At 57.4% G+C, this 11756-nt stretch carries 7 protein-coding genes and 1 pseudogene; 4 read left to right on the top strand and 4 right to left on the bottom strand.

Translation table 11 applies throughout. From position 1 onward, the window contains the following. Positions 1–162: 162 nt before the first annotated feature. Positions 163–1125, bottom strand: coding sequence for a glycoside hydrolase (locus tag QN219_RS26615; protein ID WP_283979336.1), 963 nt, complete (start codon positions 1123–1125; stop codon positions 163–165). 625 nt (positions 1126–1750) lie between these two features. On the opposite strand from QN219_RS26615, the gene QN219_RS26610 reads away from it, so the two are divergent. Both QN219_RS26610 and QN219_RS26605 read left to right on the top strand, forming a co-directional pair. Continuing rightward, positions 1751–2962: an IS256 family transposase gene (locus QN219_RS26610; RefSeq protein WP_283980160.1), complete on the top strand. Its 1212-nt coding sequence runs from the start codon at positions 1751–1753 to the stop codon at positions 2960–2962. Between the two features lie 484 nt (positions 2963–3446). Next, positions 3447–4334, top strand: a complete 888-nt coding sequence (locus tag QN219_RS26605) for a hypothetical protein (protein ID WP_284003165.1) — start codon at positions 3447–3449, stop codon at positions 4332–4334. Between the two features lie 311 nt (positions 4335–4645). Here QN219_RS26605 and nifS read toward each other — a convergent pair whose 3' ends face one another. Both nifS and QN219_RS26595 read right to left on the bottom strand, forming a co-directional pair. Beyond that, complete coding sequence (gene nifS / locus QN219_RS26600; RefSeq protein ID WP_284003164.1) at positions 4646–5809, bottom strand: cysteine desulfurase NifS; 1164 nt, start codon at positions 5807–5809, stop codon at positions 4646–4648. Between the two features lie 121 nt (positions 5810–5930). Further along, the gene (locus tag QN219_RS26595) at positions 5931–6251 is read right to left on the bottom strand and encodes an iron-sulfur cluster assembly accessory protein (protein WP_284003163.1); all 321 of its coding nucleotides are present in this window, start codon (positions 6249–6251) and stop codon (positions 5931–5933) included. 538 nt (positions 6252–6789) lie between these two features. Here QN219_RS26595 and QN219_RS26590 point away from each other — a divergent pair. Both QN219_RS26590 and QN219_RS34285 read left to right on the top strand, forming a co-directional pair. Then, positions 6790–7740: a DMT family transporter gene (locus tag QN219_RS26590; RefSeq protein ID WP_309486622.1), complete on the top strand. Its 951-nt coding sequence runs from the start codon at positions 6790–6792 to the stop codon at positions 7738–7740. A 273-nt stretch (positions 7741–8013) separates the two neighbouring features. Next, positions 8014–8199: pseudogene (locus QN219_RS34285) on the top strand (dihydroxy-acid dehydratase); the annotation flags it as partial. A gap of 600 nt (positions 8200–8799) precedes the next feature. On the opposite strand, the gene QN219_RS26580 reads toward QN219_RS34285, so the two are convergent. After that, positions 8800–11154 carry a S9 family peptidase gene (locus tag QN219_RS26580; RefSeq protein WP_284003161.1) on the bottom strand — a complete coding sequence of 785 codons (2355 nt, stop codon included), beginning with the start codon at positions 11152–11154 and terminating at the stop codon, positions 8800–8802. Positions 11155–11756 lie beyond the last annotated feature (602 nt).

The following is an 11756-nucleotide window of genomic DNA, read 5'->3' as shown; positions in this document are numbered from 1 at the left end:
ATCTTCGGCAGCGTTCTGCCCTTGATATAGGTGCTGCAGCAGTTCGGGAACCCGAATTTAGCACTGATGTGCTCGTTCTTGACATTTCTCGGCTGACTTCATGAAGTGATCGGGGCGGGGCGGGCACGGCATTAGGTTCGCGTCGCCTCTTCGCTTTTGCCTTCAGCAGTTGTGTTCGGGGTCGATCGGCCTTACCTGTAACTGTGCCGGGTGCTGGTAAAAGGCGTCCGCCAGAATGTGGTGATCATGGCGATAGACTTCAGCCATGATATCGTAGAGTTCTGGATCGTGAGCCTTGAAGTCGTCTGATGTCGCAACGGTGGTGTCGTCACGGCGGTAGGCCAAATTCGTATTGAACCAAAACCGCGTGCCTTCGGCCCAATACTCGTCGACGTTGTGTTCCATGTACGAACACACCCACAAGCCCTTTTGGTAGGCATGGGTGTAGGCTTGCTCGACCCGTGCAACGATCTCAGGATCCACCGTGCGAAGCGTGTTGAAAACATTATGTGAGAATTCGTGAACAAGGATGTTGCCTCCGTAATACGGCGTTCCTGGTACGCCCATCAAATTCTCGACGGCCCCCGTCGTGTAGAGCCCGCCCATGCCTCGCGCCCTTTTTGCCCAGTACTCTCGGTCCGTCATCTTGCCGATCGTCTCGGCGTAATTGCGCCGTTCGTCAGGGGTGAGGCGCGGGTCATCGGGGGCCGGCTTCTTCCAATCCCGCTGCTCGGGAATGTCAGTGGTCGATTCATCGGTCGCCATGATCCCCACCCGCGCCCCAGCACGGATCATCGCATCGCGGACATCCACCCGTTCAGACAACATGTAAAGGACGATGTCACGGGCAATCAGAAGTGCCGTGTCTGGGACCTTTTCGGACCCGATAACAGGTATACCTGCTGCGTCAGCATATTTAGCATAGAACGGATCCAAGCCGAGCGATTTTGGCGGACTGCGCACGACGAAAGTATCGAAATTGGGAATATCAGCCGCTGGTACCGGCCACACAGATGGTGCATTGTCGCCGCCACCTGGGCCGATTGCGGACACAGCCACAAGGCCACTGACACCAAGCCCTATCGCTATCGTGCACGCGTACATTATGGTCGAGGTTTCATACATTTGCTGTCGCTCCTACGTCTCGCCACAGGAGGCAGCAAAAAACGTGCCAATCCTAAGAGACGAGCCGCAAGTGTGTTTCTGAAAGGGTTATTTGAAAGCGTGTGCGGTTAAGGGCGTGAACATTTCAGGTCGCGAACTCGACAGTTGTCGGAAAGTCTTTGCAATGACTCGAGGATATGGAAGATCAGGGCGGCACCGAAACGTGGCGAAAACACGGGCCTTCAAACTGAAGATCACCGCTGCGGATCAGCTCCGGTTTCCGCTCGACGGATTGTGTTTGTTGCTCTTCGCAAACGCCTCCGGCTGATTGCCGGCGTTCAGAGACGTCCGACTTTGCAAACTCGCAGATTTCACCTGCGACCTGTGTGGCCTTCGCCGCGTCTAGTGCAAGGCATCGTACCACCGGTCAATTCATGCTTTTGGCGGCGATCGGCGGATACTGCCTGTCGTACCGAGCCGATACATGGAGGATAGTGTCCGCGGAGATGGTGTAATTTCGGGGGCGATTTGAGTGGAAGTTGCGGTGGAAATTACACTGCGGTTTCCGCAAGACGTCAGGTGGGCACCGGGCCCGTCGGAGAAGGTGGAGTTGCAAAGCTTCAACCTGACCGAAACGGAGGCCCCGATGACCGACGACAGATTACCCCTTGCCGAGCTTGCCGCGAAGAGTGGCGACCCAGATTTTCTTCGTGCCATTGCCGAAAGCGTGCTGCAACTGATCATGGAGGCCGACGTCGATGGCCTGATCGGCGCTGGACGTTACGAGCGTGGCGAAGCCCGCCAGACCTGGCGGAACGGCTACCGCGACCGTACGCTCGACACGCGGCTCGGCACCATGAACCTGAAAATACCGAAGATGCGCACCGGAACCTACTTTCCCGGCTTCCTGGAGCCGAGGAAAACGGTGGAGAAGGCACTGGTCGCCGTCATTCAGGAAGCCTGGATCAACGGTGTTTCGACCCGCAAGGTCGACGAGCTTGTGCAGGCCATGGGCATGACCGGCATCTCGAAATCATCCGTGTCGAAGCTGTGCAAGGACATCGACGAACGCGTGAACGCCTTCCTCAAGCGCCCTCTTTCCGGTGCCTGGCCATATCTCTGGCTCGATGCGACCTACCTGAAGATGCGCGAGGGTGGCCGCATCGTCTCGGTGGCGGCAATAATCGCCGTCGCCGTCGATACGGACGGGAAGAGGGAGATCGTCGGCCTGCACATCGGCCCTTCCGAGGCTGAGCCGTTCTGGACAAGCTTCCTGCGCGATCTGGTTCGCCGTGGCCTTACCGGCGTCAAGCTCGTCATCTCCGATGCGCATGAGGGGCTGAAGGCCGCCATCACCCGTGTTCTCGGCGCGACATGGCAAAGATGCCGCGTTCATGCGATGCGTAATGCGCTGGCTTACGTTCCCAAGGGCCAGCACACCATGGTGGCGGCCGCCATCCGCCAGGCCTTCATTCAGCCTGATCATGACAATGCCGTCCAAACATGGCGGCATGTCGCCGATCAACTCCGGGCCAGATGGCCGAAGCTCGGCACCTTCATGGACGACGCCGAAGGTGACGTGCTTGCCTACATGGCCTTTCCGTCTCAGCACCGCACCAAACTTCACAGCACGAATCCGCTGGAGCGCCTGAACAAGGAGGTGAAGCGCCGTGCCGATGTCGTCGGCATCTTCCCGAACGAATACAGCATCATCCGCCTGATCGGAGCTGTGCTGCTCGAAGCCAACGACGAATGGCAACTGCAACATCGCTACATGCAGATCGAGGGTATGGCCGAGCTTAACCCACAAGCAATCGAGGAGGAAAGGCCCCTTCAGATCACACCGAAAGCCGCCTGATCATGACGGCCCGGTTCCACACCCGAAATTACACCAACTTGACGGACGCTATCTACATGGATCGTATTTCACAAGTCCAGGCCACCTCATCTCAACACTACAACAGCGGTAAGCGAGATTGAAGCAGTGCTCATCCTCACACAGCCACGACGCCAACCGGCATTTCACGCATGCGATGAAGATGCCTCTTGCCCTAGGACGCTTACGCAGCCTCAGCCCGACCTTCCATCGCCGAGAGTCTCCCACTCAAAGCAGGGGCGGGGGCTTCCCGCTGATTCTGAAACACGCTCCGATTGGGCCGGGTCCAACGGTGGAGAGCTGAATGTGCAGCTGCGGGGCAAGTTTGCGCCCGGTAATCGTAAGGATAGCCGGGTGATGGCCGCACTTGCTGCCAGCTGACTGTGACTGATGTCGCGTGCCGCAACCGAGAGATTCGTTTGGGGTGGTCAGCGCGTCGAGCGCAACAGGAGATTGAGCTCAGGCCTTGTCGTATGTCTGGATAATGATGGTATGGATTGCTCTCATCCAAACAATCAATTTGTCCGATCTTCTCAAATGCTCTTGGAAGAAGACGATTAGCCGCATGACGTTTGAGGTTGCCGCAGGATCGTGTCTCGCTGACCAGTATGCCAAGACGCTTCATCAGACGTTATCCAGGTGCCGGGCAGCCGGAAGAGTGCGAAGCGCCATCGAGCACATCCGGATATTTGGCATGGCGTTTGCAAGTGATGCCGTGAAGGCAAGCGTCAGGGCCTCCTTGGGGCAACTTGGGCGACAGTCAACATCTATAAGACTGAATGAAGTCGACATGAGGAGCAGCCAATCGATGACGTGTATTGTCGGTCTCATCAACAACGGGTCAGTTCACATCGGGGGCGATAGCGCTGGTGTGGCCGGATTTTCGCTTACCGTTAGGGCCGATCGCAAGGTCTTCCGCAACCAGAACTTCATCTTCGGCTTTACGAGTTCGTTTAGAATGGGCCAACTGTTGGCGCACTCCTTCAATCCGCCAAAAAGGCATCCGGAAACAGACGTCTACGCTTTCATGGTGACGGAGTTCGTCGACGCGCTGCGCCAATGTCTGAAGGATGGCGGCTACGCCCAGCGACAGTACGAAGCCGAACGCGGTGGCACCTTCCTCGTCGGCTATGCCGGACGGCTCTTCAAAATCTGCGGGGACTATCAGGTCGCGGAGCCGGTCGATTGCTTCGACGCCTGTGGATGCGGCGACCGGATAGCGCTGGGCGCGCTGTTCGCATCGGCGGATTCTCCGCCTCGCGAAAGGCTAGAGGTAGCTCTCAATGCGGCTGAGCGTTTTTCTGCCGGCGTACGCGGCCCATTTCACTTTGAGACGCTGGACGCAGCCGAGTGAAGGAGATCGATGCCCGCAGCCGCCCCCGTGCGGCGGTTTAATGTGGCGAGTTCCACAAGGGCCTGCGTCAACGCACCCCCTCAGCGAACTCGCAACGGTGGATGACGACCGAGAGCGCCGCTTTGTGGCCCATCGCTCGCAAGTGCCGGGGGCCGTCGGGGCAGCGAGCGGCGCCAAGACGCGGTACGAAGGCAGTGAAGCTCTTCGGCAACCTTAGTGAATGCTTCGAACGGCCTTCGCCAAGCGTGTTCTGTTCATTGAAAAAGAAGCGGCGGGCGCCGCCGCGGATTATCTATCCTCAGCATTTCGCCTTAACCCACAGGAACTGGAAACGAGCCATCCAGTTTCGTCACGATTGCGGGTATCACCTGGAGCACATGATCAACATCTTCCTGGCAATTAAAGCGTGAAAAGGAGAAACGAACTGCCCCGAGTGCCGCAGTGTGCGGGATGTTCATCGCCTCTAGTACATGGCTCGGTGTGAAGAAGCCAGAGTTGCAGGCGGAGCCAGAGGAGCAAGCGATGCCGTGACGATTGAGCAGCAACTGTATGGCTTCGCCGACAGTGCGGTCGAAGGTCACGCTTGTGGTATTTGGCAACCGCGCCAGCGTATCCCCATTGACGAAGGTCTTGGGGATACGCTCAAGGAGTCCTTTCTCCAAGCGGTCGCGGAGCGATTTCACCCGTCTGTTTTCCTCATCCATGCACTTCAAGGCAAGTTCGGCCGCCTTGCCCAAGCCTACTATCCCCGGCATGTTCTCTGTACCCGCGCGTCGGTCGCGCTCTTGGTGGCCCCCCTTGATGAGTGCGTGAAAGGGCAGGCCGCGCCTTATGTAGAGTGCGCCGACGCCTTTTGGACCGTGTAACTTGTGGCCGGAGAGCGACAACATGTCGATTGCGGTCGATTTCAGGTCCATCGGAAGCTTGCCGACAGCCTGCACCGCGTCGGTGTGGAAAATTGCGTCGGCTTTCTTAGCCATCTCAGCAAGCTTGGCCACAGGGAAAATCGTTCCGGTCTCGTTGTTCGCCCACATAATTGAGACGATTGCCACACGAGGGGTCAGGGCGGTTCGGTAGGCGTCAAGGTCAAGTCGGCCATGTTGATCCACCGGGATCCTGTGCACCTTGATACCACTTGTCTTCTGAAGGTGGCCGCAGAGCGTCAGCACCGCCGGATGTTCCACCGCTGACGTGACGATCTCTGCTCGCTCAGGCATTACCTGCAGTGCAGACAGGATCGCCGCATTGTTGCTTTCGGTCCCGCCCGAGGTGAAAATGATCTCATGTTCGAACTTGGCGCCGATCAGCGCCTGCAGTTGCTGCCGCGCTGTCTTCATCGCTGTGCCGGCAGCGGCGCCAAAGGCATGCATCGACGAAGGGTTGCCGAACTGCTCCGTAAAGTACGGCAGCATCGCCTGGAGAACTTCGGAATCGACGCGTGTCGTTGCGTTGTTGTCGAGATAGACGGGCCTCACGGACGCCGCCCTCCGCCTACTGACATGACGCCAATGGCCGGCTGCGACACCAGCACTGAAGTAGCGTTTCCTGATTCTTCTTGTAAAGACCTCGCATTCTCGCTCTCCCTGTCTCTGGCGATCAGTCGAAGGACTTACCGCAGGCGCAATTCTCTCGCGCGTTGGGATTGTCGAAGATGAATCCGGGGGAATTTAGCCCCGTGGCGAAATCCACGGTCATGCCGCCGACATGAGATTGAGACTCTGAGTCTACGAATACCTTAACCCCACCCGTGTCAATGACAGCGTCGCCCTCGCGCGACGCGCTGTCCAAACCCAGGTGGTACCTGAGCCCGGCGCAGCCGCCCGCTTGAACCGTGATGCGCAAGCCATTGGCCGGCTCGGGAGTCTGGGAAAGCGCAAACTTCACTGCGGCAATGGCACTTTCGGTGAGCGTTATCATAGTGTCGTTTTCCTGGTTCCGAGTTGAGCTTGCGAACGACTATGCACGTAGCGTGCCAACATAAAAAGCATTCTAAAACAACAGGAAGTTCAAACATGGCTGTGTCGTATGTACGACATCCGTTGGAGTTTAGACATTGGTTGAGAATCCGTGTGAGGTGTTCTTGGAATCACAGGGGAACCGAGTTCTGGCTTGGCCGAATCCGACACCACGGTGTTCGGCTCGTTCTCCTGAACCTAGAGGTATCGCCGAGCAAACCGTAAGCGGGTGCGTTCTCGGTCGGCGCCCTCAATGGCATTCGACGAATATGTCGCCTTTGCCGCTTTTGAGGACACAGACTTGCTTCATGCGATGCTTTTCATATTTATGGCTAAGCATTTGTAAAACTGAACAAACACCAAATCCTTGGTGCCGTCAGCGAAATTGGCATGAAGTTTGAACTCTTCCCTTGTAGGCGGCGGAAACCGATGCGGCCCACCCTTATGTCGGTGCTTTTGGGTCGCTTAGATCCAGCAGACACAGCGGTCATGAGGTCAAGGTGGCCGTTTCCCTTCTGGCAGTACCAGATTCCGCCCTCGACGGCGTTAAGACCGGAGTGAGTTCAACCATGCAGGACAAAACGTCGGGCTATCTCCATGTGCTCTTGGCCGTGATAGTTTTTGCCGGTCAGGACGGATTCTCCAGATTACTTGGTGAGAAGTATCCACCGATCATGGTGACCATGATTCGCTTTTGGGCGTTTGCGGTGTTCGTAATGGTTCTTGCTGCATTCTCTCCAATAGGCCTGCGAGGTGCCTTATTTACGAAGCGACTCGTTCTGCAGTTACTGCGAGGTGTTCTTCTGGTGAGCCAAATCGCGGCCGTCGTCTTCGCCTACACGACCGCCGGTCTAGCGATGAGCCAGGCGATACTTCAAGCGACACCTCTGATGGTCACCATTCTGTCGGTGCCATTACTCGGCGAAAAGGTCTGTTGGCGCCGTCGCGTCGCTGTCGTTGTCGGCTTGGCTGGCGTTCTGGTGCTTCTAAACCCCGTGAATGTCTATTTCGATATCCGCCTGCTGCCTCCCCTAGCCGCAAGTCTTTTGTACGCCCTGTATGCGATCGCTACGCGTGCGGTCAGCCAGTATGACTCCGCTGTGACAAGCGTCTTATATGCAGGGGTCGCAGGAGCCGTGGCCATAACATTTGTCGGGCCGTTCTATTGGACACCCATACATATGACGGACTGGCCCGCAATGACCGCACTGAGCGTTTGCGGTGCTCTCAGTCACTACTTTCTCATCAAGGCTTACGGGCTGCTCAGTGCAGTTGAAGTTCAGCCCCTCACATACCTCCAACTCTTCTTGAGCGTCGTTGTTGCGACGGTCTTTTTCGGTGAGAGTGTGACGTGGAACATGGCAGCCGGCGCAGTGATTGTGGTCGGAGCTGGTCTGTTTACTGTTTGGCGAGAATACCGCTTGGGAGTGCGAGGAACGAAGTCGATGTGACAACGATGCCAAATCGTAGGGCTGAACTACAAGAAAACCAAAGATCTGAAAGGTTCACATGATGGCTGACGAGCCAACAGGGACTAGCGCATTACGGCGATGCCGGCTTCCCCCTGTTCCTGCGAAAAGCTTTCATCAAAGCGCTGGGCTATTCGGATGGATCGCGTGATCGGCCCGTCATAGACATCCCAATACATTTTCCAGCTACAACGCGTGTAACCGCTCTGTGCCGGACATTTTAGAAGCGATCAAACGTGGCAAAATGCTGGTCCAAAGGGCGCATCCGGCGTGCCCGAGACGGGTTATATGCCCATTCCCAGAAAGCTTGCTGCCGCCGGCGTCAAGGACATGGTGCTAATTTCGGACGCTGGCCTGAGCGGCACAGCATTTGGAGCAATTGTTCCTCATGTTCCTCCGGGAAGCTACCGTGGGCGGGCCGTTAGCGCTTGTTCGCGATAGTGACTTGATCCGTCTTGATGTGGAGGAAGGCCTGCTAGCACTAGACTAATGATCGACGACAGCGAACTCGTACGCCGCCGATCTGAATGGACGGCTCCTTCCCATATCGTTGTTCACCGTGGATACGCCAAACTGTACTTCGATGAAGTGCTTCAAGCTGAAGACGGTTGCGATTTCAATTTGCTACGCGCAAAGCCGAGGAGGTAGCGCGCGGTTGATGCCGCGCGCTACCGTTTTTCAGTTTCAGGTCGATCCAATCCGCCGGTATCTGAGACACTGCCATGCGAAGATAGTTCCGGCGCCACTCGTTGAAGAAATTCTCTCACCAGCATGGACACGATCCCTGTGCCTCCACGTCGAGGCAGCAGAAGTTCTCTTGCCGCGAATGCGAGAAGGTCACCCAGACCCTTCCATGTGACGCCCCGTGGCTTTGCTGGGCCGAACCTCTCAGCAATGATCCTTTGAGAAGTTTGCCCAGCGAATCAAGAGGTGCGAGCGTATGCCCCAGGGCATAGATCTTACATTTCGAAGCTCGCGAGCGCGTCGAGGGTGTGCCGCGGCGCTGAAGCCGCTGCACACGGCGGAGGGAATTGGCGGTCGTTAGAAGCTGCTGGCGCCGGCATGGTGCCGACTTGTCGTTTGGGAGCCGGTGGGTATGGCGTTCCAATTGGGTGGGGTTTGGCCGAGAATGTTGCGAACGAAGAAGTCCAGGAGTTTGCGGTCGCGGAAAGTGCCTGGCGTACCGTGATCGGCACCAGGCACATAGACCATTTCGAAATCTTTTCCCGCCTTTATGAGCCGGTCGGCAAGCTGGAAGGTGGAGGACGGATCGACATTGTGGTCCATTTCGCCGACGACGAGCATCAGCTTGCCAAGCAGCCGATAAGCATTGTCGGTATCCGAGGATTGCGAATATTCAATGCCGACCGGCCATCCCATCCACTGTTCGTTCCACCAGATCTTGTCCATCCGGTTGTCGTAGCAACCGCTGTTGGCGACCGCGACCTTGTAGAAATCGGGGTGGAAGAGCAGCGCGCCGACCGCGCTCTGGCCCCCGGCCGACGTGCCGAAAATGCCGACATTGGAGATGTCGTACCACGGAAACTTCGCGGCGGCCGCCTTGTGCCACAGGATGCGATCGGGAAAGCCCGCGTCCTTTAGGTTTTTCCAGGCGACATCATGGAAGGCGCGCGAGCGGTTGTTAGTGCCCATGCCATCGATCTGCACGACGATGAAACCTAATTGCGTGAGCGGCTCTATGCGCGTCGAGAAAGATTTAGGCACGAAGGAGCCCTGCGGCCCGGCATAGATGTCCTCCACCACTGGGTATCTCTTCTTCGGGTCGAAGTGGGCTGGCAGATGAATGACGCCCCAGATATCGGTCTTGCCGTCCCGCCCCTTGGCATGGAAGCTGACCGGCGGGCGCCAGCCGGCGGCGACGAGCTCGGAAATGTCGGCGGTCTCGACATCCATCAGTTCGGCGTTGTCGCTGGCGCGGTAGAGCACCATTCTTGGCGACAGATCGACGCGTGACGAGAGGTCGACATAATAGCGGCCGTCGGGAGAGAACTCGATGTGGTGGTTGGCGCGCTCGGGCGTCAACTCAGTCAATCCCTTGCCGTCGAAGCCGATGCGGTAGGCGTGGACGAAATAGGGATCCTCGTCAGGGTTCATCCCGCTCGCCTCAAACCAGATCTGGCGCTTGACCGGGTCGATGTAGTCGACCGCGCGCACTACCCAATTACCGTGGGTGATCTGGTTTTCAAGCGCGCCCGTTCGTCCGTTGAAGAGGTAAAGATGCTCGTACCCGTCGCGCTCGGATGCCCAGATGATCTCCTTTCCGTCATCGACATCGTAGCGGAAGGTTTTCCCGGTATTCTTCTGATTCACTGCCAGCGGCCGGTAATCGACGAAGGTATCGCTGGGCTCGTCAATCAGCGAGCGGGCGCGGCCGGTGGAGGCGTCCACCTCGACTAGACGATAAAGCTGATGCCCGCGCTGGTTATATTCGAAGGTAAAGCCGCGCGCGTCCTTCCACCACTGGATGGGCGAAACGTCGAAGGGATTCGGGAAGAGGGAGTTGTCGATAGCGATCTCGTGCCGGCCGGTAATGTCGAATAGCACCGGTTGGCGAAGCGGAAGGACGTCACCCGCTTTGCGATAGACCTTAGTCAGATATTTGGGTTGAAGCTGGTCCGTTGGCGACGATTCAAGATAGTGCACCTCCCGCTTATAGCCGGGGCGAATGCGATAAGCCGCGAGGTGGCGCGAGTCGGGAGACCAGCTCAGCGTCGATAACGCATAGTAGTTGCCTTCCGATCCGTCCCAGCTCAGCGGGACATCCAAGCCGTCCTTGCTGCGCAGGAAGACATTGTAGTTCTTGATATAGGCGATCCATTCGCCGTCCGGCGACGCGCTCCACTTGTGGGGGTCATTCTTCGTTGGCGGCGTGTCGTCGTAGACCTCCTCCTGATAGTCCGAGTCGCTCGGATGCAACCTGGTGCCTGTGCAGGAGTAGATCGCAAGGTCGCAGCTCCACAGCCCATTCCTGCTGCGGAATTTGAGGTTGCCACCATCGTCGGTCAGTTCGAAACGGTGGAACGGAAGGTCTTCGGGCTGAAAGTCGTGTTGGGTCACCTCGTTCAGCGCCGCCGCGAGGCGGACATGATCGAAGGCCACTCGTTTCTCGCCCGTTTCTGCATTCACCAGTATGAATTCGTGCCCGTCGCGGGTAGTCCGGCGGTAGACGAAGGCGTCGCCCTTAATTTGCCAGAAGGGCATTTCGGGGATATTGACAGCGAGTCGGCCATAGCGATCGTTCATCGTCAGCGCCCGCTCAAAATCGGCCGGTGTCAGCGGCGCATTCACAACGGCAGAACCGTTCGCCACCGCCTGGGCAGCTACCACTACCCCCTGAACAAACAACGCGAGCGTTAAAGCAACGACTTTGTACATGGTTGTTGACCTCTTCCTTTGGTTATCGGGTACCGCATTACGGGTGTCGCTTCTCAAATGACGGGTGCGGGCAGCGTTGAGCGCCTTCCGCCAGCACGCGGCGTGCCCGTCCCAGGAACTGGCCAAGCCCCGCTCCTTGAAGAGTTGCCGCCCCCGCCGACGACAGCCGCGGCAAGGGAGGTTCCGTATCTAAAATCTCATGCTGTAGGCGCCCCGGCAGGAGGCAGTGTGCTGTCATTCGACTTTCTCCGCGCAAGTGGTCGCGCCGTGACTTTCAGATGACCCTAAAGCACGACGCGTGCCAGAAAAAAACATTTTGAAACAAAGCAGTACATCGAGCCGGTGTGTCGCATGTGCAACATCGTCCTACATCGGACAACGCCATTGTGACATTGACGCGTTGCACGCCGTCGTCGGCAGAAGTGGGCCGACAAACCGTTCCTTGATGACGCCCGGTGTAACGAGAAACATCTTCGCGGTCCCGGGTATAACCTTGCCAGAAAAGGACAGAACGAGACCATCATCGGTTGAGCGATTGATGCTGGCCCGCAGAAAAATCTGAATGAGGGAAATGTTGCTCGCTTGGCATGTTTATTGCTGGG

It is taken from the genome of Sinorhizobium sp. 8-89, assembly GCF_030124325.1.
In the GTDB taxonomy this organism is placed as follows: Bacteria; Pseudomonadota; Alphaproteobacteria; order Rhizobiales; family Rhizobiaceae; genus Sinorhizobium.
This window is presented reverse-complemented; position numbering and strand designations above follow the sequence as displayed.